Origin of the sequence: Enterococcus sp. DIV0901a, assembly GCF_051711525.1 — a bacterium.
In the GTDB taxonomy this organism is placed as follows: Bacteria; Bacillota; Bacilli; order Lactobacillales; family Enterococcaceae; genus Enterococcus_B; species Enterococcus_B faecium.
This window is the reverse complement of the sequence record NZ_JBIOMW010000001.1, coordinates 2,232,822-2,259,820: the sequence shown is the minus strand read 5'-3', so window position 1 is coordinate 2,259,820 and position 26,999 is coordinate 2,232,822. Positions and strand designations below refer to the sequence as shown.

At 34.7% G+C, this 26,999-nt stretch carries 22 protein-coding genes and 1 pseudogene; 22 read left to right on the top strand and 1 reads right to left on the bottom strand.

Annotated elements, in window-relative coordinates:
• The first annotated feature begins 6 nt into the window (after nt 1-6).
• From groL to IGL70_RS10880, 4 genes are all read left to right on the top strand, one after another.
• Nucleotides 7-1,632 (top strand): chaperonin GroEL, encoded by a 1,626-nt coding sequence (gene groL, locus IGL70_RS10895; protein WP_104874037.1) that lies wholly within the window; start codon nt 7-9, stop codon nt 1,630-1,632.
• 413 nt (nt 1,633-2,045) lie between these two features.
• Nucleotides 2,046-3,218 carry an IS256-like element IS1542 family transposase gene (locus tag IGL70_RS10890; protein WP_104807992.1) on the top strand — a complete coding sequence of 391 codons (1,173 nt, stop codon included), beginning with the start codon at nt 2,046-2,048 and terminating at the stop codon, nt 3,216-3,218.
• Nucleotides 3,219-3,448: 230 nt separating this feature from the next.
• Nucleotides 3,449-3,721 carry a hypothetical protein gene (locus IGL70_RS10885; RefSeq protein WP_002297679.1) on the top strand — a complete coding sequence of 91 codons (273 nt, stop codon included), beginning with the start codon at nt 3,449-3,451 and terminating at the stop codon, nt 3,719-3,721.
• Between the two features lie 14 nt (nt 3,722-3,735).
• The gene (locus IGL70_RS10880; RefSeq protein ID WP_002294125.1) at nt 3,736-4,659 is read left to right on the top strand and encodes a LacI family DNA-binding transcriptional regulator; all 924 of its coding nucleotides are present in this window, start codon (nt 3,736-3,738) and stop codon (nt 4,657-4,659) included.
• A 139-nt stretch (nt 4,660-4,798) separates the two neighbouring features.
• Here IGL70_RS10880 and IGL70_RS10875 read toward each other — a convergent pair.
• A pseudogene (locus IGL70_RS10875) lies at nt 4,799-5,470 on the bottom strand (MerR family transcriptional regulator); the annotation flags it as partial.
• A 105-nt stretch (nt 5,471-5,575) separates the two neighbouring features.
• On the opposite strand from IGL70_RS10875, the gene IGL70_RS10870 reads away from it, so the two are divergent.
• The 18 genes from IGL70_RS10870 (at nt 5,576) to IGL70_RS10785 (ending at nt 26,984) form a co-directional block, all read left to right on the top strand.
• A complete protein-coding gene (locus tag IGL70_RS10870) occupies nt 5,576-6,943 on the top strand; it encodes an ISL3 family transposase (RefSeq protein ID WP_043921381.1) in 1,368 nt (455 codons plus the stop codon).
• A gap of 245 nt (nt 6,944-7,188) precedes the next feature.
• Entirely contained in the window at nt 7,189-10,308 is a 3,120-nt protein-coding gene (locus IGL70_RS10865) for a SpaA isopeptide-forming pilin-related protein (RefSeq protein WP_104874700.1), read from the top strand.
• 48 nt (nt 10,309-10,356) lie between these two features.
• Nucleotides 10,357-11,394 carry a class A sortase gene (locus IGL70_RS10860; protein WP_002332895.1) on the top strand — a complete coding sequence of 346 codons (1,038 nt, stop codon included), beginning with the start codon at nt 10,357-10,359 and terminating at the stop codon, nt 11,392-11,394.
• 86 nt (nt 11,395-11,480) lie between these two features.
• Nucleotides 11,481-13,007 carry a peptidoglycan DD-metalloendopeptidase family protein gene (locus tag IGL70_RS10855; protein WP_010722085.1) on the top strand — a complete coding sequence of 509 codons (1,527 nt, stop codon included), beginning with the start codon at nt 11,481-11,483 and terminating at the stop codon, nt 13,005-13,007.
• 178 nt (nt 13,008-13,185) lie between these two features.
• Entirely contained in the window at nt 13,186-13,593 is a 408-nt protein-coding gene (locus IGL70_RS10850) for a hypothetical protein (protein ID WP_002332892.1), read from the top strand.
• Between the two features lie 23 nt (nt 13,594-13,616).
• Nucleotides 13,617-14,771, top strand: coding sequence for a PcfB family protein (locus IGL70_RS10845; protein WP_104817320.1), 1,155 nt, complete (start codon nt 13,617-13,619; stop codon nt 14,769-14,771).
• Nucleotides 14,768-16,642 (top strand): VirD4-like conjugal transfer protein, CD1115 family, encoded by a 1,875-nt coding sequence (locus tag IGL70_RS10840; protein ID WP_104817318.1) that lies wholly within the window; start codon nt 14,768-14,770, stop codon nt 16,640-16,642. Before IGL70_RS10845 ends, IGL70_RS10840 begins: the two co-directional genes overlap by 4 nt.
• A 16-nt stretch (nt 16,643-16,658) precedes the next feature.
• Nucleotides 16,659-16,862 carry a hypothetical protein gene (locus IGL70_RS10835; RefSeq protein WP_086319127.1) on the top strand — a complete coding sequence of 68 codons (204 nt, stop codon included), beginning with the start codon at nt 16,659-16,661 and terminating at the stop codon, nt 16,860-16,862.
• A gap of 26 nt (nt 16,863-16,888) precedes the next feature.
• Nucleotides 16,889-17,737: a hypothetical protein gene (locus IGL70_RS10830; RefSeq protein ID WP_171024621.1), complete on the top strand. Its 849-nt coding sequence runs from the start codon at nt 16,889-16,891 to the stop codon at nt 17,735-17,737.
• A gap of 264 nt (nt 17,738-18,001) precedes the next feature.
• Nucleotides 18,002-18,373 (top strand): PrgI family protein, encoded by a 372-nt coding sequence (locus IGL70_RS10825; RefSeq protein WP_002372477.1) that lies wholly within the window; start codon nt 18,002-18,004, stop codon nt 18,371-18,373.
• Nucleotides 18,321-20,771, top strand: coding sequence for a VirB4-like conjugal transfer ATPase, CD1110 family (locus IGL70_RS10820; RefSeq protein WP_104874698.1), 2,451 nt, complete (start codon nt 18,321-18,323; stop codon nt 20,769-20,771). Before IGL70_RS10825 ends, IGL70_RS10820 begins: the two co-directional genes overlap by 53 nt.
• A 671-nt stretch (nt 20,772-21,442) precedes the next feature.
• On the top strand, nt 21,443-22,615 hold the full coding sequence (locus IGL70_RS10815; protein ID WP_033606957.1) for a phage tail tip lysozyme: 1,173 nt from the start codon (nt 21,443-21,445) through the stop codon (nt 22,613-22,615).
• Nucleotides 22,616-22,634: 19 nt separating this feature from the next.
• Entirely contained in the window at nt 22,635-23,264 is a 630-nt protein-coding gene (locus IGL70_RS10810) for a hypothetical protein (protein WP_002332883.1), read from the top strand.
• The gene (locus tag IGL70_RS10805) at nt 23,257-23,631 is read left to right on the top strand and encodes a thioredoxin domain-containing protein (protein WP_010722089.1); all 375 of its coding nucleotides are present in this window, start codon (nt 23,257-23,259) and stop codon (nt 23,629-23,631) included. The genes IGL70_RS10810 and IGL70_RS10805 overlap by 8 nt, the downstream gene beginning before the upstream one ends.
• Complete coding sequence (locus tag IGL70_RS10800; protein WP_002332882.1) at nt 23,631-23,864, top strand: hypothetical protein; 234 nt, start codon at nt 23,631-23,633, stop codon at nt 23,862-23,864. Before IGL70_RS10805 ends, IGL70_RS10800 begins: the two co-directional genes overlap by 1 nt.
• A gap of 72 nt (nt 23,865-23,936) precedes the next feature.
• Nucleotides 23,937-24,323: a hypothetical protein gene (locus tag IGL70_RS10795; RefSeq protein WP_002332881.1), complete on the top strand. Its 387-nt coding sequence runs from the start codon at nt 23,937-23,939 to the stop codon at nt 24,321-24,323.
• 20 nt (nt 24,324-24,343) lie between these two features.
• Entirely contained in the window at nt 24,344-25,411 is a 1,068-nt protein-coding gene (locus IGL70_RS10790; protein WP_002332880.1) for a hypothetical protein, read from the top strand.
• Nucleotides 25,404-26,984, top strand: coding sequence for a hypothetical protein (locus tag IGL70_RS10785; protein WP_096573264.1), 1,581 nt, complete (start codon nt 25,404-25,406; stop codon nt 26,982-26,984). The genes IGL70_RS10790 and IGL70_RS10785 overlap by 8 nt, the downstream gene beginning before the upstream one ends.
• Nucleotides 26,985-26,999 lie beyond the last annotated feature (15 nt).

Here is a 26,999-nt window from a genome sequence, read left to right as displayed (position 1 = left end):
TCAATCATGGCAAAAGAATTGAAATTTGCAGAAGACGCACGCACAGCTATGTTACGCGGGGTAGATAAATTAGCAGATACAGTGAAAGTAACATTAGGACCTAAAGGCCGAAATGTCGTACTAGAAAAATCTTACGGCTCTCCATTGATCACAAATGATGGTGTGACGATCGCAAAAGAAATCGAATTAGAAGATCATTTTGAAAACATGGGTGCAAAACTTGTATCAGAAGTAGCATCAAAAACAAATGATATTGCAGGAGACGGTACAACGACAGCAACTGTTCTGACACAAGCAATCGTTCGCGAAGGTTTAAAAAACGTAACTGCAGGTGCTAATCCTCTAGGCATTCGTCGCGGGATCGAATTGGCAACAAAAGCAGCAGTCGAAGAATTGCATAATATCTCAACTGTTGTTGATTCAAAAGAAGCCATTGCACAAGTAGCAGCTGTTTCTTCGGGTTCTGATAAAGTTGGACATTTGATTGCTGATGCAATGGAAAAAGTTGGAAACGACGGTGTCATCACAATCGAAGAATCAAAAGGGATCGAAACAGAACTAGATGTTGTAGAAGGTATGCAGTTTGATCGTGGTTACTTATCACAATATATGGTAACAGATAACGACAAAATGGAAGCTGTTCTAGAAAATCCATATATCTTGATCACAGACAAAAAAATCTCTAACATCCAAGATATTCTGCCATTGTTAGAACAAATCTTGCAACAATCACGTCCATTGTTAATTATTGCTGACGATGTAGATGGTGAAGCATTGCCAACTCTTGTATTGAACAAAATCCGTGGAACATTCAACGTAGTAGCTGTAAAAGCTCCTGGTTTCGGCGATCGTCGTAAAGCAATGCTTGAAGATATCGCTATTTTGACAGGTGGTACAGTAATTACTGACGATCTAGGTTTAGAATTGAAAGATGCAACAATCGAAAACTTAGGAAATGCTTCTAAAGTTGTTGTAGATAAAGACAATACAACGATCGTAGAAGGTTCTGGAGAAAAAGAAGCAATCGAAGCTCGTGTGCAATTGATCAAAAACCAAATTGCTGAAACAACTTCTGATTTTGACCGCGAAAAATTACAAGAACGCTTAGCTAAATTAGCAGGTGGTGTAGCTGTTGTTAAAGTTGGTGCAGCTACTGAAACAGAATTGAAAGAATTAAAATTACGCATTGAAGATGCATTGAATGCTACACGTGCCGCAGTAGAAGAAGGAATGGTCTCAGGTGGTGGTACAGCTCTAGTGAACGTTATCAGCAAAGTTTCTGCTGTAGAAGCAGAAGGAGACGTGGCAACAGGTATCAAGATCGTTGTTCGTGCTTTAGAAGAACCAATTCGTCAAATCGCTGAAAACGCTGGTTATGAAGGATCAGTGATTGTTGATAAATTGAAGAACGTGGAACTAGGCACTGGTTTCAATGCTGCTACTGGAGAATGGGTAAACATGGTTGAAGCAGGTATCGTAGACCCAACTAAAGTAACACGTTCTGCCTTGCAAAATGCCGCTTCCGTTTCTGCCTTGTTATTAACGACAGAAGCAGTCGTTGCAGATAAACCAGAACCAGCAGCGCCAGCAGCTCCTGCAATGGATCCATCAATGATGGGCGGTATGATGTAAGAAAAAGCAACTTGCTTATCTACAACTGATCATTAGTGAAAGACAGATAAAAAGAGGCTGGAACAGAAGCGTTTAACTCCAAGAAATAAGAAGAAATTCACGAAAATTGCTTTTCAAATTTTTGTGAATTTCAGCTTATTTCCGAAGGAGTTGCTTCTGCTTCCGCCGTTTATACGTGTTTAGAGCGTGAGACAAAAGTGTTCTTTACTTTTGTCCCACGCTCTTTTTTGTGTGTAATTATAATGTAAATAGTTATTTTTAATAGTTATAATATTTTATAGTTATTTATTTTATCTATTAAAACTAAATATCCGATAAAGTCCATATAATTGTGTAAAAGATAAAAGGCCATGTAACAGCCCTTTTACGGTACAATGTTTTTAACCACAAAAACATACCCAGGAGGACGTTACATGACCCAAGTACATTTTACACTGAACAACGAAGAGGTTCAAAGTATTATTGAACATTCGGTAAAAGATGATATTTCTAAAAATATTTTAACCACTGTTTTCAACCAATTGATGGAAAATCAACGAACAGAATATATTCAAGCCGATGACTATGAACGTTCAGAAAGTCGTCAGAGTCAAAGAAATGGCTATTATGAGCGAGACTTTACGACTCGTGTGGGTACACTCGAATTAAAAGTGCCTAGAACACGTGATGGTGAATTTTCACCGACGGTGTTTGAGCGTTATCAGCGAAATGAAAAGGCACTGCTCGCTTCAATGCTTGAGATGTATGTTTCGGGCGTTTCGACACGTAAAGTTTCAAAGATTGTTGAAGAGCTATGTGGAAAATCTGTATCGAAATCTTTTGTTTCTAGCCTGACTGAGCAGTTAGACCCGATGGTCAACGAATGGCAGAACCGTTCACTCTCAGGTACGAATTATCCTTATCTGATGACTGATGTTCTCTACATAAAAGTCCGTGAGGACCATCGAGTGCTTTCTAAAAGCTGCCATATTGCGATCGGGATAACAGAAGGTGGCGACCGTGAAATCATTGGCTTCATGATTCAAAATGAAGAAAGTGATGACACATGGTCCATCTTCTTTGAATACTTAAAAGAACGCGGCCTAAAGGGGACAGAACTCATCATTTCTGATGCCCATAAAGGCCTAGTGTCTGCGATTCGTAAGTCATTTACCAACGCAAGTTGGCAGAGATGCCAGGTCCATTTTTTAAGAAACATCTTCAGTTCCATTCCAAAAAAGAATTCAAAACCGTTTAGAGAAGCAGTAAAAGCGATCTTTAAGTTTACGGATATTGAACTCGCTCGAACAGCTAAGAATGCCTTAGTCGGTGAATATATCGACCAGCCTAAATATACAAAAGCCTGCGAAATATTGGATAATGGCTTCGAAGATGCCTTTCAATACACGGTTATCGGAAATAGTCATAATCGGCTAAAAAGCACCAACCTTCTTGAACGACTGAACCAGGAAGTCCGCAGAAGAGAAAAGATTATTCGGATTTTTCCCAACCGAACGTCTGCCAATCGATTAATTGGAGCTGTCCTTATGGACCTTCATGACGAATGGCTCAGTTCTACAAGAAAATATATTAAGTTTGATCAATGAGAGACCGGTAAAACATTGTATAGTATTTTACACAGGATTATGGACTTGACTAAATATCCATTCACTAATAATAAAGATATATTTACAGTATCATTATAATGTATTCAATTTAAAATAAGAGACTTTGGTAATAATGAAAGAGGAATAAAACTTTTCTTTGGCAAAACAAACTCCTTGCTATGAGACGCGTTTCATACACTATACTCAAAGTATCAAAAGGAGGGCTTGCAATGAATACTTATGTAGAGATAACAGATGGCACAACGAACAATTATTTTTATGCGTTTGTCGAGTTCAAGGGATCCGTATTAACGTTGTACAGTTTTCAAGGGTTGAATAGGAATATAGTAAAAGAAATACCAATGAATGAAATCGAAACTTTGACAAAAGATATATATTGGGGCGGGCAGCGGATCAGTTTTTCGCATGAAGGAAAAATGTATCAGTTTTTTGAATGCGGTCCAGCTGTGGTAGACTATTTACAAGAAAATCTTTTTGTATAGGTGGCGAAGCAGCAGTGGCAAACATTCGAGATATCGCAAAGCTCACAGGTTATTCAGTTTCTACTATTTCACGTGTAATCAATGGACATCCATATGTAGATGAGGAAAAAAGGAAAGAAATACTTGCGGTCATGAAAGAAGTCGATTATATCCCTAATGCAAATGCCAGACAGTTAAGTTATGGAAAAACGAAAAGCATTGGAGTGATTCTGCCTTATACCAATCATCCGTATTTTGATCAGTTGATCAGTGGGATCATTGAAGCAGCGTTTGATTATGATTACAAAGTGACACTTTTACCGACGGGCTATCAGAAAGAAAAAGAGCGAAGGTATCTTGAAGAATTTGCAGCTAAAGCTTTCGATGGATTGATCATTACGTCTCGTGCCAATACACTAGATGATTTATTGGCATATCAAAAATATGGACCTCTAGTTTTTTGTGAAGAAATCAAGGGAAAACAGGCAAGTTGTGTCTTTATTGATCGAGAACAATCAATTACAGAAGGCCTTACTTATTTGAAGCAGCAAGGTATAAAGCAATTGGGCATCACGTTGGGGCGAAGTGGCAGGCTAAGTTATAACTCAAAAATCACTTTGCAGCTATGTCATCAACTTTTTCCATCTTTTGATGAATCACTTGTTTTTTGGGATTGTATAGATGCAGAGAAAGGAAAACAAGCAGGCTTCTTTTTTAAAGAGCTTGGAGTTGATGGTGTCTTTACAAATTCGGATATGGTTGCAGCAGGCATCTTGCAAAGCTATCTGCAAGATAAGACACCAGTGGTGATTGGACGCGATAATTTGCTGATCAGCGAGCTTCTTGGTTTCCCAACCATCGACCACCATCTGGAAGCTTGCGGAGAAATGGCATTTCAATTGTTTCTTACAGAAAAAAAGGATAAAGTGAAAATACCTTATACGTTTATTCAACGATGAATATATTTAAAGTAGGATGAAAAAACTTGTGAAAGAATGGAGCAGACACCAAAAGTTAGCATAAAAATCTAACTTGGGTGTCTGCTGTTTTGTTATTAGGTCATTTTACGTGTACTTTTTTGTTGGATCATGTAAAAGATTACGCCTTTTTTTGGATAATTTCATTTAAAGCTTTTGCTGCACCATGACCACTTCGCTCGTCATAATATGCAGTGAACCGTTCATCGGCTTCGTACATCATTCCTAGTCCTTTATGCGCTTTTGGCTGATATTCAGGCCAGCTGTAAGATAACCACTTCTTATGAGCTTGGAAGATACGGTCTGCTAAGCTTTCATCTTCTGGTTCTTTTAAGTAAAGAGTGAGATCAAATAACATCTGCTTTTCAACAGTTTGCATTTCTTCATACGTTTCTTTATCCATATTCATCCATTTTTCATTGGATGCTGTAACCTTTTTTTTTCCGTATTTTTGTCGAATCTCTTGTCCATAGGATTCTTCATTTTCTTTCAACTTTTGTTGTTTAAACCCTTCAAATTTTTCTTTGTCACTCATTTTTCTTCCTCCTTCGTACATATCAAGTGTCTGTTGGACAGTTGTCAAGAGGGTATCGATTTGTGCCCGTTTTTCCAGCAACATTTGCTGATGCTTGATTAAAGCTTTCTGGTGGTCAAAAGATGGATTGTCTAAGACCTCTTGGATATCATCCAACTTGAATGCCATTGTTCGATAAAATAAGATGTGTTGCAGACGATCGACTTCTTTTTTGCCATAAATCCGATAACCTGAAGAATTGATCCTAGCTGGTTTTAGCGGTTCAGTATAAATTCTTGTGTAAATAGAAATTAGATAACAAAAAAAGAAGGGTTGTCCCTTACAATGTTAATAACGACAAAAACATGGGGAGCCCTTCTTACTATGAATTATACAGAACTGTCAGTTACTACTCAAGATGTTATGCCTAACAAAGGTGTCTTATCCTTTAATTCTGGTCTTACCGACTTTATTCAAGTTGGCGAGCCAATTCAAAATGAAGGTGGATTAACCTTTGTAGGAAAGCTAGATGAGCGTGGTGATACCTTCTGTCCTAATTGCTCAAGAAAACTAGTTAAAAATGGGTCTTTAGAATCTACCCTTAAGCACGTCGCTATTGGTGGAGTACACACCAATATCAGAGTGTCCTATGCACGTTTTCGTTGTCTTAACATTGATTGCCAATTCAACACTAGAAGCCAGTCTATCCCTTTTAAAGCTGATGGTTATCGCATCACCAAACCTTTAAAAGAATACACTGAGAAACTGTTAAGCTATGGCCTTACTCTAAAGGCAGTGGCTTGGCTTACTGGCTTGGACAAGATGACTGTAAAGTCAATTCACAAGTCTCTTCTACTGTCTAAATTTACAACTGATGGCAAGACACTCATAAAACCTGAAAGGCAGGCAAAATACTTAGCCATTGATGAGTTTAAGCTCCACGATGGCCATAAGTACGCCACCGCAATCATAGACTGGGAAACAGGGTATATTCTCTACTTAGCCCATGGCAAGAAGAAAGCCGTTGTTTTCGAGTTTATGGATCATGTTGGCGATGAGTGGATGTCAAAAGTTGAGGCGGTGGCTTGCGACATGAATTCAGACTTCGAAGAAGCTTTTAAAGGGCGCTATCCCAAGCTAGACATCGTCTATGATCGCTTCCACATTATCAAGAATTTCAACGATAAAGTGGTTTCAGAGATCAGAAAGGATGAACAAAGACGGCTGGCTGAAGAAGGCTCTCCAGAGGCTGCTAAGTTGCTTAAGAACTCACGTTACATCTTGATGTCTAAGAGGTCCACATTAGTTCAGAAGGACGAGGATGCCCGTCAAGGCAAGCTAGTGTCTACTGCTGGTGAAATATTCAATACACCAGAAATAAAGGCTTATGGCGGTAATGAAGCATGGTATGACGAGCTGTTGGAAGAAAACAAGCTCTTCTTCACAATAGACCTCGTCAAAGACTTGCTAGACCAGGCATACAACTCACATGACGAGGTGGAAATGTGCGTTAGACTTGAAGGGATCATAGACATCTGCAAGGCAACTGAGAATAGCCACTTTATTTGGTTTGCGCGTCTCTTAAATAACCATTTGAGAGGGATCTACACGTTCGCCAAATACGGGATATCAACTGGCAAACTTGAGGGTATCAACAATAAGATCAAGACTGAGAGACGTAAGGGTTATGGGTATCCAGATGATGAATACTTCTTTCTGCGATTAATGGAAATATCCCGAAAGGCATCCTAAATCTCACAGCCGTTTACACAAGAATTTATACTGAACCTTTTTTTACCCTTTTTTCAAATTGCTATTGAAGGGTTTATTTTCTTAAGGGGGGTGATTCCAATCTAAAATTTAATGTCAGTCGGTGGAGCGAGCCTTTGGGGGGAGCTCTTTTTTTATTGTACTTATATATATTGATTGAAGAGAGGGAGATTATAGTGAGAATAAAAAACAAGAGAAATAAGTGGAAAGTTCCCAAGTATCTATTGATGATTTTAGGGGCATTGGCAATGTTTTTAGGATTTGGACTTAGTTCGCAAAGCGTAAATGCCGATAATATTACGATGAAGCCGGGAGAAAAAGGCGATATCTATTATGATGCAAGTAATGTTTATACTATGCATGGTACGAAGCATGGGCAACCATGGAGCGACGCAACAGCTGCAATGGCAGTTTCTCCTAACAATGGGGCTACGGATAGAATTGTATTTTGTATTCAACCCGGTGTGCCTTTTATTAATACAAATAATCCAGATTATGAAGCAGTTGCTGTAACTGACATTCCTAAAGACGCACAAATTGCTTCTGTCATTTGGAATACGTTTTATGCTTTTGGGACTAACTTTACCAATGAAGATCGAATTGTCACACAAGCTGTCATTTGGGAATTATTACCACAATATGGAATCAAAGTTGACTCTATCAGTGGTATTCCTGATTTTCAGGCTAAAAAGCAAAAACTTTATGATGGAATCAAAGAATATAAACGTTTGCCAGAATTTAACAACAAGACGATTGATCTAACATTTGGCGAAACTAAAAAATTAACTTCTTCTGTAGATTTAAATTCTTTTGAAACTCAAGTTTCTAATAGTGCAAAAGTTAACTGGAATATTGCAGCTGATGGTAAATCAGTCGATGTAACTCCTACTGATCCTAATGTGACAGGTGGAAGCATTTCTTTTAAACGTTCATACATGGAAGGAACACCAATCGCATTAGAAAAAACAGGCTCACAAACAGTCTACTTACCAAGTGTAAAAGACCCTAATAACTACAGCGTGAATTTCCGTATTCAAACAGTTGGAGATATTACAATTAAAAAAGTAGATAAAGAAACTGGTGAAGTTGTTCCTAATACGCAATTTAAAGTAGAGTTTAGTGGTAAAGGAGCGCCTTCAGCACAAACTGTTACTACTGATAAAAATGGTTTAGCAACGATCAAAGGAATTAATCATGGTGTGCATGTCAAAGCAACAGAAATTGCTGTACCAGCTCCTTATGTTTTAGGATCAGCTATTGGCGATTCTGACGTAGTAGAAGGAGATGTTGTCGCAGGACAAACAGTTACTTTAACACAACGTAACCAAAAAGCTAAAGGACAAATCCTGATTGAAAAATCTGGTGTAGAAACAGGAAAAGATATGTGGAATGCTAACTATACATTAGCAGGAAATGTATTTGAAATTCATGAGGGAACTGAGACAGGGACAGTTGTTCGCACTATTACAACGGACGACAAAGGTCATGCAGAAACAGGAAAAGATTTGCCATTAGGTACTTATGTAATTACTGAAAAAACAGCTTCTAATGGGTTTGCTAACACATTCAAACCAGTAACAGTGAAAATCGAATATGCAAACCAAACAACAGCAGTAATTGTAAAAGGAACTGAAGGAACGAACCAAGAAGTCGTTGGTTCAACATTGTTAACGAAAGAAGACGCTGAAACAGGCAAAGAAACACAAGGACGTGCTACTTTTGATGGGGCACAATACGGATTATTCCACAAAGACGGTACTCCTGTGAAATGGTCTGAAAACTTCAAACCAACAACTTCTAAAGGAAACAAATTAGAAGGCGACGAAGTGAAATTTGAATTATCTGACGAAGAACAACAAGCAAGTGTTGAACACTTAGCATTAGGTGACTACTACTGGCAAGAACTTGTTGCTCCAGAAGGATACCAAATTGATAATACGAAACGTGAATTTTCTATTACTTACAAAGATCAAGATACAAAAGTAATCGAAACTCAAAGCACTTCACAAGAAAATGTAATCAAATTTAGTCTTGATGGCTTTAAATATGTTGATTCAAAATCAGGCGATACTAAGACTGGTTACAATGGAATTGACTTCACGTTAACTCCTATTGATCCAACAAAAGGCGAACAACGTAAAGTAACAACTGAAACAGATGAAAACGGCTATGATGGATACTGGGCATTCAATGAAGTTCCTTATGGCGACTACAAAATGTCAGAAGTAAAAGCTCCAGAAGGCTACAAAACAATTAAAGATTTAATCATTAACAGCAAATTTGATGCTGAAAAACGTGAATACACATTTACCATTACTGAAGACGGACAAAAAGAACCAATTAAAACATTGACTGTACCAGAAGCTAAAATCAATGAAGGTTCAAATGTGATTCATTTAAGCAAATTATTCTTAACTAATAAAGTTAAAGAAATGCCAACTATCCGCACAAAAGCTACTGTTGACGGAGAAAAAACATTTACACCTTCAAAAGAAACACCAATGCAAGACGTTGCTACAATTACTAACGTTGAAAAAGGTGTCGAATATACAAACAAAATCAAACTTTGGAGAATCGTTAACGACGACTATGACAATGCTAAAGTTGTTTGGGAAGGTTCTCATGATTTTGTAGCTGAAGGCGATAAAGCAGAAGACGTTATTAAGCAAATGGTAGATACTTCAAAAGATGACAACACTGTCTCTTACGTATTTACGGAAGAATTATTCATTAAAGATGGAGCAAAAGTTGCAGAACACAACGACTTAACGAATAAAGAACAAACGATTCGTCCAGTCGTGCCTGAATTGCCAACTATTGAAACATTATTCGTAACAAAAGATGGTGGCAAAACATTTGATCCAACGAAAGATCAAACATTAATTGATGAAGTAAAGGCAACTGTACCTAAAGAAGATATCGGTCAAACATTCTACTATGTAACACAATTCCATAAAATTGATAAAAATGGAAAAGTTACTGTTGTAGGTACGGACGAATCAGAACACAAAGCAGGCGAAATGACTTATGAGTTCAAAGCGGTTTATAACTACAAAGCGAATACTTTGAAAGACGGCGAAAAATTAGTTGCGACTCATATTGCTTATACAGACAAAGAACACAAAAACGAATATGCCAAACACTTTGATTTGAAAAATGAAAAACAAACACTAACGGCAAAAACACCAGTTACGCCAGCAACTCCAACAACACCACAAAAATCAATTCCACAAACTTCTGGATCATTGGTTAATATTGGAAGCTTAATTGTTTTAGGAATTGCTGCTGTTGCAGGTGCAGCATTGTATGTTACAACTAAGAAAAAAGTAAATAAAAACGAAAAATAAGAATGAAGGGGAAGCACTTTGAAAAAGGTGCTTTTCCTATTTTAGTTATTGTTTTTAGGGAAAGGAGAGATCAATATAGTAAAGAAAATCATTAAAGCCTTACCGTTATTGTGGCTACTAAGTAGCCTGATTTTAGCAATCTGTGGATTTTATGGTTATACCGTTCTTCTTCGTCCCGAAAATACAATCAAACAAGCACAGCAAATCACTCACCCTATACAGTCAGAGAAAGAGATCAAGGAGATACAACAAACGACAATAGGGAAAGCAACATACAATGAAAATCAAATCCAACCTGTTACACCTACAGACTATGCGGAAGCACAGCTGAGTTATGAGGCTCTTGTTAACCAATGGGGAATCGGTTCTCTCTATATTCCGTCTTCTGGTATATACTCCAAGATTCTTGCAGGAATGAGCAATGACAATTTAATGGTTGGCTTGGGAACCTATTATCCAAACCAGTTACTTGGAAAAGGAAACTATGTTTTGATGGCACATAATTTAGTTCAAGGTGGGGGAGTCCTTCGTAATTTACCACAATCTAGCGTAGGATCAACAATTTATGCGACTGATTTTAGCAAGATTTATGAATATGAGATCACTACAAATAAAATTGTTAACCAATCAGAGGGTAAGTTATTGGATATCCCACAAGAAGGTGATTCGCCTTTAATGACTATTTTTAGATGTGAGGGAGGATTACACACAGCTAATCGTGCATTAATTCAAGCTAGGTATGTTCGATCTTACTCAGCTGAAAATGGTTCACATGATATTAAACAAGCTTTAGGATTAGAAACAACGAGAAATAAGACAGTCAATAAACAACGTCTAAATGACCAACAGGCGACTTCAACTAATAGAACTGAAGCAGCAAAGGAAAGTATTACTCCCGATAAGGATACTAAAAAGGCAAAGCAAACAAATAAAATAGAATGGCGCTTCACAGAAAAGAAAGCTATTTATTCTAACTTCCAAGTGTTTTCTATCCTAGTATTTCAATTAGCTAATGCTTATCCTATTCTGATTGGGTTAGTTTTTCTTGTTGGTCTCTCAAGTTGTATTCTATTGAACAGAATATAATGAGTGACAAAACTTATATATATTTTTATAAAAAATTCATAAAATAAAGTTATCTTAGATGTAACACAGGAAAGGAAAGAGAAAAAGTGAAAAAAAAGCATATTTCAAAAGTAGCTTCCGCTGTTCTTCTTTCTCAAATGCTATTGACAACACCGTTACAGGTATTAGCAGATGAACAGCTTTCAACGCCAACCAGTCAATCCAGCACGATGAATAATCAGTCTGAAGAATCTACTTCAAGTAGTGATGAACAAACAGGAACGTCTACTACACAAACAACGACTGATTCCACAGAAAGTAGTACAGATCAAAGTACAACCGATGATACAACAACTAGCTCGACAGATACGACGTCTACAACAGAATCGTCTGAAAAGCCTACAGAAGACAGTACGACAGATTCAACAAGTACAACGGAATCCAGTAGTGAGTCTAAACCAGATGAAACTAAACCTAGCGAAATAAAGCCGAGTGAATCGAAACCAGAAAAGCCGAACACTGGCAGTTCTACGAATGAATCACAGACTCAGCCAACAACTGAACCTTCAAACAATCAGCAAGCACCGTCTGTTGCTCCAAACAATCAAGCAAAAGCAACAAGTGAGGAACAGCAAGTTAAACCAGCAGAAAGCGAGTCAAAACCGTATCACCAAACGCCAACTGCGCCTATTCAAGAATTAGTTCCTTCAAGCAAAGAAACGGCTGAAGGAAACATTCATTTTGAAAAAGATGAGTCCGTAGAAAGCTTTGTCCGAAAAATCGGCGAATCTGCTCGCAAAGTAGGACAGGAGAACGATTTATACGCTTCTGTCATGATTGCGCAAGCCATTTTGGAATCAGCTAGCGGACAAAGTCAGTTAGCACAAGCGCCAAATTATAACTTGTTCGGAATCAAAGGAACACATAACGGAAAAGGTGTTTCTTTTGCCACACAAGAGGATTTAGGTGACGGCACTCTTTACACCACACAAGCTACTTTTAGACAGTATGAAAACTATGAAGATAGCTTAAATGACTATGCACAGCTGCTTAAAGAAGGTTTGACTGGTAATAGTCAATTTTATAGTGGTGTATGGAAAACAAACGCAAAAACTTATCAAGAAGCAACTAAATTCTTAACTGGCAGATATGCAACTGATACGAAATACGATCAAAAATTAAATGGTTTGATCGAAACCTATCATTTAACGGACTTCGACAAGGAAATCGCAGGACCACAATTAAGTAAAGAAGGATATATTGTACCAGTGAAAAACTATACGATTTCTAGTCCGTTTGGTACTCGTGGGGGAGAATTTCATAGAGGATTAGATTTGGCAGCAGCACAAGGCGAGCCAATCTATGCTAGCAAAGCAGGAACGGTCGTTAAAGCAGAGTTTCACCCTTCATGGGGGAATTATGTAGCTATTGAGCATGAAGACGGTACAACGGCTTTATATGCCCACCAACAAGAATATCAAGTCAAAGTTGGCGACAAAGTAAAACAAGGTCAGATCATTGGCTATGTTGGCTCGACAGGAAATAGCACAGGTAGCCATTTACATTTTGAATTATGTTTAGATCATAGTTTAAGTCAATCACAATTGGTTGATCCAGAAACAGTCTTATTTTAAAAATAAGGCTGTTTTTTTTATTCAATTTTTAAGGAGGTATTGTCTATGTTGCTATTTATAAGTGGTTTATTTTTAGGCGGATTTATTGGTGTGGCGTTAATGTCATTAGTAGCAATCGATCGTTATGAAGATATGATTGATGAAAGAAGATAATTAAGAAAGAGGGAGTACAAATTTTATGACGAATAGAAATGAAGGAATCACTATCTACTTGACTATTGGTAAAGAAGTTAAGTTAAATTTTGATTCAGAGAATAACTTATCAAGTATTCGTCTATCCATTAATAAAGTTGCAGAACTTTTCGGAAATAAAGTAGTCAATGAAGAAAGTATATTTTATGTTTCAACAGTAGCCTTAGTGACAAAAAGTAACTATAAGACTTTTATTTCAGTAGTAGGTGGAAAGCAAGTTATTAGTGGAGACGCAGTTTATGAGGAAGTAATGATTGATCAAGAAAGAACTAGCAATAAAAGAGGAAACAAAAATGTATATGAGCAAGGATACTTTGAATTTTTCGTGTCAGAAGAAGACAAAATTCCTAAAGAGAAACTAATTTTGCCTTACAACGTAAAAAAACGTAGGTAAAAAGCTTATGTGAGGATATATCTATGAATATAACAGTAAAAGAATTAGGCGAACCTATAGAACTCGAAGATTATTTAGAAGAATATAAATTCCAAGTCATATTTTTATTAAAAAATATGACTTTTATTGATCGTAAAGATAATCGGGTAAGACAACTTTTTAATATGGAACTGATTCGAGCGGAAACTAAGTGGTATTCTTTTTACCAAAAAAATCACCGTCCACCTGATTATAACTTTCTACAAGAAGAGATTACGTCATTTGGTGTCAATCGTTTGCCGATGTTTGATAGAAGATATGAGGGACGTGTGAATGACGAATTAAGCGTAGACAACTTTGTTCACTATCATATACAACAATTAAAGCTTGAAAAAATACTGTCCCCAGTTTTTTTTGAAAAAAATGATTTACGATTCATGGAGAGATACGCAAAAAATAAAGCGAAAGCTTACTTCAATGAGCGTGATCAATATATAAAAGGCTATGAAAGTTTTAGAATATCTCGAAATAAAATCATGCAACGAGCAGGATATGAACAACTTAAATATGAATTTGTTTCTGATAATATGGTTCAAGGTTATTTTAAAGAGGAGGTTGTTAAAATGGCAGCAAATGACGAACGAGTGGCGGAATTTGTTTTTGATGAAGGTAAAAGCTTAATGCGAAACTTAACACAGAAAATGAGCAGGGGAGGGGTATCAATTGTTAATGGCTCAACAAAAGCAGTAACTAATCAAATTAAAAAGCAGAGAACTACAGGAAAACAGCGCTATAATCAACTAAAAAAGCATGGAGCGTTAGAACATATTGATGTCTCAAAGACTGATTTAAAGCCACTTGCAAATGAACTAAAGAAATACAAGGTAGATTTTGCAGTAAAAAGAAACAAAGAGACGGGTAAAATACATGTTTTCTTTAAAGCTCAAGATAGAGATACACTCAATTTAGCATTAGAAAATGTGCTACAAAAATTTACTAATGAAAAAGAACAGAATAGAGAACAACAGCAGGAGAAACCTAATAAAGATATTGAAAAATCTTCTGTCGATGACAAGGATAAAGATAAATCGTTAACTAAAAAACTTGATAAATTAGAGGATAAAGCGCAAGAAATAAATCAACAAAGAGAACAACTAAAAGAGAACACGAAAAATAAAACTAAGGGGCAAGAACGATGAATATCACCAAAAAAGATCTTATTTTTGGTGTCGCACTTGCTGCTTTTTTCTTTTATTTAGGTACTTTATTTTTTATGGTTTATTTCTCGATTCCTCAAAATACAGATTCTTCATGGATAAATGTAGTAAATGCAGCATTTGATAAGTTCTTAGAACCTAAGACATTTACCATTTCTCCATTTACTTTTTCAAAAATTGCTATGAAAGGTGGGGCGATAATTGCGGTTATTGTTTTACTGATTGATTTATATATTATAAGTGGCAAGAAAAATTTAAGAATGGGCGAAGAACATGGGAGTGCCAAATGGGGTACTTCTAAAGACATTGCTCCTTATGTAGATAAAAAATTTAAAAATAATCTTTTATTTACAAATACAGAAAGAATAACGATCGAAACTAAGTTAAAAAAGAATAAGGAATATGAACGTAATAATAACGTTGTAGTTGTAGGTGGAGCTGGTTCAGGTAAAACTAGATTTTATGTATTGCCCAATTTATTACAAATGCACTCAAGCTATGTTATTAATGACTCCAAAGGTGGAATCTTGAGTGATACAGCTGCCATTATGCAACAAAATGGGTATCGGATAAAAGTATTTAATCTGAATACCATGAAAAATTCTGATGGTTATAATCCCTTCCATTATATTAGAAGAACAGAAGGAGATTGTGAAATTGATATATTGAAAGTGGTTAACAATCTAATGAAGAATACTTCAGACCCTAACAAAAAGGGTGGAGATTCATTTTGGGACGATGCACAAAGATCTTTTTTGGCAGCTATTTTCCATTTGTTGATTTTGAAAGGAAAACCTGAAGAACAAAATTTAGGGATAGTAGCAGACTTAGTAAGACGCGCAAGAGTAAAAGAAGATGATGAAGAATATATTTCTTCGATTGATTTAGTATTTCAAGAATTAGAGCAAGAACAGCCTAGTTGTTTTGCAGCAAAACAGTATCAGAATTTTAAGATGGCAGCAGGAAAGACGGCTAAGAGTATTTTAATTAGTTTAGGTGTTCGTTTGTCTCCTTTTGACGTTCCAGATATCAGAAAATTAACGTCAACGGACACCTTAGAATTAGATACAATAGGAGATCGTAAAACTGTACTTTATATTATTTTGCCAGATACTCATACTACTATGAACTTTCTAGCAAGTATGATTTACCAACAACTTTTTGATACGTTAGTTTATAAAGCAGATAATGTTTATAATGGATCGTTACCAATTCCTGTAAGGTGTTTGTTAGACGAGTTTGCTAATACTGGGCAAATTCCAGATTTTGAAAATGTTATTGCAACAACACGTAGTAGAGGAATTTCAGTTGATGTTATCTTGCAAAATTTAACACAGATTAGTAAAAAGCTTTATAAAGACAGTTGGGAAACAATCATAGGAAACTGTGATTCTTTTTTGTATTTAGGAGGAAACGAGCAAAGTACTCATAAGTATATTTCAACTCAATTAGGAAAAGAAACAATTGATGTAGTAACTTATAACGAATCAAGGGGAACTACGGGAAGTTTTACTAAAAACTCTCAAAAGCAGGGAAGAAACCTACTTGATCCAAATGAAGTGCGTGAGATTAAAGGCGGAAAATGTATTTATATGTTACGTGGCACAAAGCCTTTTTTATCTGATCGTTTTAAGTTGGAACGCCACCCTTTATTTAAAAAGTTAAAAGAGACACCTTCAGGTTATATGTATCAATCACCGTTGGATCAAGAAGAATTTATTGCAAATAATGATCCAATTGATTTTGAATTATCAAAAAATGTCGATATGAAGGAGTTTTTGAAACATACGGAAATAGAAACCTATGATTTTGAAGACGAAGAAATTGAAACAATAAATTTAGATGAATTATAAAAGGAGAGAATAATTAATGGGAACATTTAACGCTATTATAGATATTGTATCAAAGTTTGCGGTTATTGGAGGAGGATTTTATGCAGTATGGGGTGCAATTGTTTTAGGTGGTGCTCTAAAAGATCATAATGGACCACAAATGCAATCAGGTATTTGGCAAATTGTTGGTGGAGCTGTGATTGTAGCAGCAGCAGCGTTATTTAAGTCAATTGCAGCATAGTGGATGTACAGAAATGAGGATAAATGATGGATGGATTTTTAACATGGTGTGTCGAATCTATTTTAGAAGTAATTTCCTTTAGTAGTAAGACAAGCCACTTAACTAGCAATTTAGAAAATTTCAGTCCTCAGTTATATAAGTATTCAACAACTATTCTTGATTCTGTTTCAAAGCCAATAGCTTTTAGCATATTGGCTTTGTTTTTTGCTTTGGAATTACAAAGAATATCTAATCGTGTGGAAACTAATGGAGGAGGTCAAACAGGTATTGAAATGATCTTTAAATCATTGTTACGATTAGGACTATGTAAAATAGCTATGGATCAAGTATCTTTAATTATGCGGGCGATTATGGATATAACAGGATATATGACTGACAAGATTAATAATTTAGGTATGGGAAACAAAGAAGTAAGTGATATGTTAGACGCAAAAAAAATATTAGCCCCTATTTTAAAAGAAGGATTAATGTTTAAAGTAGGTGTATCAACTGTTTTAATTATCGCATTACTAATTACTATTGGTTCAATAGTAATTGTACAGGTAGTTGTAAATATGCGTTTTATTGAACTATACGCATTCTTAGCTATGTCTCCTATTCCAATCGCAACATTTCCTAATGATGAATGGTCAAGTATAGGTAAAAATTTTCTAAAATCATTTACAGCGACAGCGTTACAAGGAACTTTAATATTTATGGTTATGCAGTTTTATCCATATCTCTTAAGCTCGGCTTTTAGTGATATAACAAATAGTGGTTCAGCAAGTGAAACATTCTTAATGACACTGATTGGGATAATTGGTAATAGCGTGTTACTAATTTTCGCAGTAATGGCGACTGGAAGATGGTCAAAATCTATTACAAATGCAATGTAGGAAGGACTTTTCAATGAAAAAATCTCGTTGTAACAGCACTCTAATTTTTGGAGTGCTATTTCTTTTGTTACAAATACTATCCATATTATTAACACAGTATAATATTTCCAATCCATTAACACTAAGTATACTTTATGTATTTTTCATTGTTTCTCTTGTTTTTACACTCATAATGATCGTAATTATTACAAAAGAGATGTTGCGAGATTTTAAGAAATTAATATCTGATATTTTTTCACAGAAGAAAGAAAAGTAGGTGTTTGAGTGGCAATTAGAGTAAAAGTACCAAAAGAAATTAAGGATTATCAAGAAAAACTAATGGGAGGAATGAGCGTTAGGCAGTTAGTATTTTTTGTATTGGCAGTATTAATCTCAGTAGGAGTAACAGCATATTGTGTATTGGTATTGCATATGTCGGTTGACGCAGCCGGTTATATAGTTATCCCACTATTGATACCTATTGTAGCATTTGGCTGGATAAGAAAAGAAGGTATGCCTTTAGAAAAATATGGCAAGATTATTCTAAATTATTACTCGAAAACTGGAATAAGAATATATCAGACTAAAGAAAGGAGCAATCTAAATGATTTTAGAAAAAAACGATTCCAAAAAGTCAAAGAAACAACCAAAAGATAAGCAAGCAAAAAAAGTATTAAAAATCTTAGCAAAGCAGAAAAAACAGCGTGGAAAAAATCAACGTAGAGACGCTCCACCTTTATCTAGCCAACGATCATTAACATATAAAGCAATGTATGAGAATGGAGTGTGTGAGCTTAAAGAAGGGCTTTATTCTCGTACATTCAAATTTTCAGATATCAATTATGCAATTGCAGATCAATCTGAGCAAGAATTAACTTTTAGCTCCTATTGTGAGTTACTAAATAGTTGTGATTCTGATACTTCTTTGCAGATTTCGATTATTAATAGAAGTAAAGACAAGAAACAATTTGAAAAAGACTTATCTTACGAATTAGTTGATGATGGACTAGATGTATATCGAAAAGAAATGAATCATATGATATCTAATAAGATTAAATATGGGAATAGTAGTTTACAAAAAGAAAAATATATTACTTTTAATCAAAGAGCAAAAACTTTAGAACAAGCTATACCAGCTTTAAATAGACTTCAAGGCGATTTAGAAGATCAATTTAGCGAAATGGGGTGTGAAGTAGAAGAACTGTCAGGAATTGAGCGCCTAAGGGTTGTCAATGATATTTTACGTCCCAATAAAAAACTTCATTTTGAATATGAGGATTTGCTTTTCAGCGGCTTAACTACACATTCAGCAATTGCGCCAGATAGTTTTGATTTTAAATATCGTAAGGATCGTTTCAAGATGGGAGATTATTACGGTCAAGTTTTGTATCTTCGTAATTATCCTGCTGAACTTTCGGATAAATTAATTACTAATATCACAGATATCCCTACTAATTTACAGATTACTTTGCATATTGAGCCTTTAGATCAACAAAAGGGATTAGATTTAGTAAAAACAAAATTATCATTTATGGAGCAACAAAAGATTGATGAACAGAAAAAAGCGGCTAGAAGTAATTATGATCCTAACTTGATACCAATGGAATTAAGAAGAAGTATGGACGAAGCACAAGAATTGTTGGATCAAATGCAAGGAGACAATGAAAAGCTCTTTTCTTTTACTTTTTTAGTGATGGCGGTTGATAAAGATGAAAGAAAGCTTGATGACACAATTGAGCAAATTTTAACTGCAGGTCGGAAAAATGACTGCGAGTTTGCAAAGTTAAATTATCTTCAAGAAGAAGGTCTAAACTCTACGCTTTTATGGGGAAACAATTTTGTCCCTATACATCGAACATTAACAACTGCTAGTACTGCTGTATTTATTCCTTTTACTGCACAAGAACTTATGCAGCCAAATGGGAAATACTACGGTTTAAACTCAGTAACAAAAAACTTAGTGACGTTAGATAGAAGAAAACTAAAAGCTCCTAATGGTTTTATTTTAGGTACTCCGGGTAGTGGAAAATCTTTTGCTACTAAAAAAGAAATGACAGCTGTTTTACTGAGTGATCCCGATGCTGAAGTAATAGTAATTGATCCTGAAAGAGAATATACACCTTTAGCAGAAGCTTTAAATGGAGAGGTTATTCAGATATCCGCAGGATCAAAAAATCATGTGAATCCGATGGAAATTAATAATGACTATGCAGATGATGATGATCCAGTCATTTTAAAGACTGACTTTGTGTTATCTCTTTGCGAAATGTTGGTAGGGGGGAATATTGGTCTTAGTCCGACTCAAAAAACTTTAATTGATCGTTCATGCCGATTTGCCTACAAGAAATATTTTGAAAATGGATCTGGAATGCCTACTTTAAAAGATTTTTCTAATATTCTTAAGGATCAGCCTGAAGATGAAGCAAGACAATTAGCAGTAGAGCTTGAACTTTATACTGAAGGATCATTATCAGTGTTTTCCCACCAAACCAATGTTGATACGAGCAAACGTTTTATCGTATTTGATGTAAAAGATTTAGGAAAACAATTGCGATCAATGGGCATGTTGATTATTCTAGATCAAATTTGGAATCGTATCACAAGTAATCGAAATGCAGGACGTCGGACATGGGTATATATTGATGAAATTCAGCTTCTTTTTTCAAATGAATACGCAGAGAATTACTTTTTTGAATTATGGTCAAGAGCAAGAAAATGGGGGGCAATTCCTACAGGTATCACCCAGAATGTGTCTACGCTTCTTTCTTCATTAAATGCAGAACGTATGCTATCAAATAGTGATTTTGTTCTAATGTTAAATCAATCCCAACGTGATCGAGAAAGACTAGGCGAATTGTTACACATTTCTAGCCGTCAGAAAAAATATATTACGAATGCCAAAGAAGGTGCAGGATTGATGTATGCGGACGATTCTATGATTCCACTTTATGATGAGTTTCCAAAAGATACTAACTTATATAAAGTGATGTCAACTAAGATTGAGGACGTGTATAAGTATCAAAATGAGCAAAGAGAACAAGGTACTACAGTATGAACACAGATTTTCGAGAACGGATTATCCGAAAACAAAGGACAGCAAAAAAATTTGTAGTAAATCGAGATAATAATCAGTTTAAGAAAAAAATTGTATCTACTGACCATACAAAACGAGCTAAGAAAGCTAATCATAGTAGAAAAATAAAAAGTAGTCGGGGCACTTCCTATTTAATAAAAAAAGATTCAGCAAAAAATGTAGTCAAAGATGTTAACTCTAAAGCACAAAAAAATGGTGTTGAACAGGGGAATGCAACTGCTGAATTAGAAACGAGTAAAACAATAGGACGTGGGATAAAAAATAGCACTAAGGCAACAAAAACAGTGGCTAAAACTACAACTAAAGTTACTAAAAAAAGTAAAGAATTGATTCAAACAAAGGCTTCAAAAAAAGAAGTTTTAACTGTTGTTAAAAAAGGAAGTAAAAAAGGTCTCGTAAACACAAGCAAAGCTGCAAAAGATACAGTAATAAATGAAATCCAAGAGTTTAGAGGTGATTCAGAATCTCAAGGGATTAATGAAGCGATTCAATTAAAAGATTTCATTGATACAGGTATCAGTGGTGCTAAAAAAACAAAAAAAGCAGCAAATACTGCTAAAAAAAGTAGTAAAGCACTAACAAAATTTGGTAAATCAAGTTACAAATATACACAAAGAATTGCTGAAATAGGCATACGTAGAGTTCAACAAGTTCTATCAAAAGAAGTAGCAAAAGCACTCATTGCTAAATTAGCGATTCCACTAACTTTAGCAGTGCTTATATTATCAATTGTTACGGCTGTAATTTCAACTGTTAACATTTTTAATTTCGGAGCAGGCGACTGTGATACTAGTGCTAACTATGACAATATAACTACCAAAGATATAGAGTCAAATGCTAAAAGTATTTACTCAATTATTCGTAAAGAAATACCTGAATCCACCCCTCAAGGGATTTCTGGAGCATTAGGAGCTATGCAATTTGAATCTCAATTGAATCCAAGTGCAGTTAATCCAAGCTCAGGTGCGACAGGAATTGCCCAGTGGTTAGGTTCTCGTTTAACCTCTTTAAAAGAATTTGCACACAAAAAAGGAAAGAAGGAAACAGATTTAGGTGTTCAAGTAGAATTTCTGTTATCTGAATTAAATAGTTCATATTATCAATCTAGCAAAAAAATATTAGCAATGACAGATGTTCATGAAGCATGCAAGGAGTGGGTCATGAAGTTTGAAGGATTATCTCAAGACTCTAGCCAATGGTATTTGGATCAAAGAAACTCTTATGCTGATCATTGGTACGCAACTTTAGGGACGAGTGATCCAATTGCTGAAGGTACCATTAGTAATGGTGCGGATAGCGAATTAAATACGCTTACTTGTGATTTAGAATCTGATGGTGGCGATATTATGGAAATTGCTAAGAGTTGGCTAGGTTGGTTTCACTATGATCAGATACACCCTGCTCCTGATTTAGGAACAGATTTAAAAAATCCTAATAAAAATGGAAGAACTGATTGCTCTGGTTTTGTTTGGCTAGTTTTAAATAAAGCTGGGTATAAAGTACCTGCAAATATGCAATGGTTTACTGGATCAATGGCAAGTGACGCTAGAGGATCACACCAATATTTGAAGCAAATTTCAGAGACAGAAGCAAAAGCAGGCGATATTGTTATTGTTAATCAAGGCGCTGGAGCAGGTAGTAATGGACACACAGGAATTTTGACTGAAAAGTGGAGAGGTAAAGATACCAAAATCATTCAAGAAGGTGGAAATGGCGATAGTGTAAATATTGAAGCTTTTGGTACGTCCTTTATGAGCTTATTAGATGGTGGCGATGTTGTATTAGCACGTCCTATAAAAAAATAATTAGAGGGGAGGAAGTACTTTGCTCAACAGAAAATCAGCTACTATAACTATATTTGTATTGATCGTATCAGTATTTTCTTTATCCATTGGATTAAATATTAAGCAAGAGTTAACTGTAAAAACTGCAAATTCTAAAATAGCTGCTTTAGAAAAGAAAAACGATATTTTAAAAAGAGAAACGAAAGACCAAAAGAGCCGAATTAGTAAACTTGAAGATGAAAATAATAAAATGATTGAAACACAAATAGTCAATAAAGATGGTGATGTCTACAAAGAATTTACAAACATTGCTACTAAATACTTTAAGTCAAGATTTAATTATGATCCCAAAACATACAAAGAAAGTAAGGAAAACGTAAGAGATTTGATTTCTGAAGAGTTGTATAAGAAATTTTCGGAGAATCAGCTAACTTATGGAGATTCTAATAATGTGAGTTCTCGATTAGATAATTTAGAGATATATAGTGGTTCATTAATTAACCAAAAAACTATTACTGGTCTTTTGATTGTTGACTATGAAAGCAAATTAGGAGAAACTGACTGGTTTAAAAATTCAGAAATCTATACTGTTCAGTATGATATTCATGCGAAGAAATTGACTAAAATACAAAGCTTGGGGTCAGTTTTAAGGGGAGATATGATTGAATAAAAAAATTTTTTCTATTTGTGTCTTAATTTTTACTGTGTCTATCATATTTTTAGCAGATCATTCTTATATCAAATATATAGAAGCACAAAATGATCCAGTCTATTTAGATGAATCAAATCAAGAGAAAATAGTTTTCTACAGAAACGATTGTAGAGACTGTGAAAAGATCATGCCTTACCTGATACGTCACAATTTTTTATACCATGACTTAACTTTTGTTAACATGAATAACAAAGAAAATAAACGTTATATTAAGGAGTATGGTTTGACTTCCGTTCCTACAATCATTTCCCTTAAGCAGCGTTATGTAGGTACAGATATAAGTAAAATAAAAACATTAGTTATGTCAAAAGGAGATGATTTCTGATGGCAAGAAAGAGCTTAACAGAACGTATTCAGCAGAAGAAAGAAGAAGCAACAAAGCTTGAAAAGAGGATTCAAGAAGATCAATATAAGCTAGAAAAACTAACAAAGCAAATTAGAGATTTAGAAGCAGAACAGGTTTTAGCGATTCTTGATAACCATAAGCTTAGTGTGAAAGATTTGAATAAAATACTAAGTAAACAGCCTGATAACAATAATTTTATCAACCATAATTAATTAAATATATATCTTTTTAATTGATATAATAAGCGATATAATAAGATAAACAAGTAATAAGAGGGTGAAAGTATGTTAATAGCTAAAAGAATATTAGCAAGTATAGTAGCAATTCCTTGCTTTCTACTTTCCATAATTGTTATTGCCGTTAACATAATTTCCATACCTATTTTGCTTGTTATACAGATTCTTAAAAAAGTTGTGATCCTTTTTATTACATTAGTATGGATTGGTTTTATAGGTCTGTTTATTTATGGATTAAGTTCTTTAGGCTTCTCTGAAACGCTTAGTATGTTTACAGTGCCTACTATAGGTATATTAATCCTTACATTAATACTATCTATTTTTACTTTTATCTCAGATAAAATTCCTGATTTTCTTGGAATTGTTAGTTCATTTTTCCTTTCTATCCCAAAATTTCTATGGGGGGCTGAAGAAACTGAAGAAGCTGAAGAATAAAACATTCAAGGGGGAAAAATATGTTTTCAAAGAAAAAATATGTTCGGTTTATAGAACAAAGAGATATTGAATTGCCAGAAACCCCTGTAGAAATTTACAGGGGTATTTATTTACTTGAACAGGAAAACGATCGGCTAACAGACAAGCATACTAAAGGTTCTACATTAATATTATTAACCGATAAAAAGGGAAATGAACTAAATAGACGACTAATCCAATTACCAATAGAACAAGGTATAGAGACTATTTTGACTAACCTTTTAATTGAACCTACCTCAAATAAAAAGAAAAGTTCTTCTAAGTCACAAATGATATTGAATGATATAGAAGAACCAAAAATAAAGAATAAAAAGAAGACCGTAAATTATCAGACGGTCTTCTTTTTATTTACTACTAATTTAGCAAAAAAAATCTACATGGCTTTGATAATAGTTCTGTTCCTATTTTTCACAAGTTTTTTTGTATTAAATAATCATTCATCAACTTCTACTGATTCTCAAAGCTATCATGAGCTGTTAAAGAAGAAAGATTATGAAAAAATAATAAAACAATATCCTGAAAAAGAAAACGAATTAGTAGAAAAACTGTATAGCGAAAAAAATTCTAAGGAATTAAAAGAATTGGCAGAGAAATCTGATTCACAGATAGCTCTTTTTTATTGGGATTTCTTGAATGAGCATTGGCAAGCAGTAACTACGATGAAAAATGTTACGCCAAACGAAACAATACAAGCTATGCGTGGTTATGCATACTTAAAACAAGGAAAACTAGACGAAGCAGAACTAATTAACAAAGAAATTGATAATCAAACATTAAAAGATCAAATTTATCAATTTAAAAAGCAAGAAGCATATAAAGCTCTGCATGAAAAAGATATCGAGAAGGCAGAGAAAATAAATAAAGAAATAAATGATTCTGAACTATCCGAAGATATTAAAGTAGCTAAAAGTATGGTTAATCTACTTCAAAAATATGAAAAGGACAGATCGGATTCAAAATTATCAGAAGATGAAAGAAAAGAAGCTGAGAACAATTACAAAATGTGGTCAGAAAACTTAAAACAACTAGGAGGAAACGATAATGCATAACAAAAAGAAATTTTTAGTAGTGGGACTATTTTCAGCTGTTTTATTAGGGGGTGCAGTTACTTATGGCATGTATTCTCAACAACCACACAATGAGACTGAAAAGACAGAACAAACAACTAAATCAGAGTCCAGCAAACACAAAAGTAAGAAATCAGCATGGGAAGAAAGTGTGAAAGGCAAAGAAGACAAAAAGGACAAAAACAAACATTCTACAAAGAAAGCTGATGATATATTGGCTGTTATTGCTGATACACCGTTGGTTAAACAACAACCTAATCAAAACAAAAATAATCTAATTGATAGATTAGCAGTAGCTTTAGATGATCAGACTAAAAAAGAGGCAGACAGACAAGAAAAATTAATTATTAAAGATAAAAAATCTGTAGATGAGCCAGTACTAGTTGATTTGAGTTATAAACCTCAATTTGAGGATACTAAACCTTCAAATAAAGAGAACGGTAAAACAGAAAATAATAAAGATGAAAATAGCGAATCAGATAAAGGAAATGATACTAAACCTGATAATTCATTACCTGATCCATTGCCTGTACCAGAGCCAAATCCATTGCCTGATCCAACACCTAGTCCAGACCCAAATCCAATACCAACACCAGATCCAGACCCTGATCCAGAGCCTGATCCAACACCAGATCCAGAACCTTCAATTGATGAACAAATTAATCAATCTAAGGAAGAACTCAATGATTCTAGGAAACAGGCTGATGAATTAAATAAACAACTAACTCAAGTAAAAGATAGCTTGGATAACTTACAAAGTATTGGAGCAAGTACTGAAAAGAACGTGGATAAAGCAGCATTACAATGGCAAAAAGTTGCTGACTTAGTCAATGAATATAATCAACTTACAAATGAGATCAAGAAATTAATTGAAGAAGACGGAACAGTATTGCCAATCAATTATGACCTTTATAAAGAAACGTATGAAAAACTAAACCAAAAAGTCACTGAAGTAAAAACTGCACAAAAAGAAGCAAATAATACGACAAACGAAATAAATAAAAATGTAGAACAAGCAATTGATACGCTAAATAATTTAGAAGAAACTAAAAAAGAATATCAAAATAAACAGAAAGATGTTTCTGAGGTGGATTCTAACGTCAATTCGGCTATTAACCATGCACAATCCAACGAACAAGTTGCTTCAGCTGTTCAAGATGAGATAAATCAAGCTGCACAATCTAATGAGCAACTAAATGAAACTAATAAGACTGTTGGAGAACAGTTGAATCAAGTTGATCCAATTGAAAGCCAAACTGATATTGCTAGCGCTAAGGAGCAAACTGTTGATATCAATAATCAAGCTGAAGAACAAAATAATAATGTTGACGATATGATGGATGATTTTAACAATTTGCCAAAACCGAGTGATAGTGAAGAACCTAGCGTTCCAGAAAATACAGATCAAAATCAAGATTCAACAAGCCAACCACAAAGCATAGATAATGCTAGTGTTTCTCAAAACAAAATAGAAAATGAACAGGTTAGCGAAAAAACATTACCAGTTACTAATCAAAATAGTAACCAATCCGAAATTGAAGATATTCAAAAATAAAAGTGAGGAATGAAA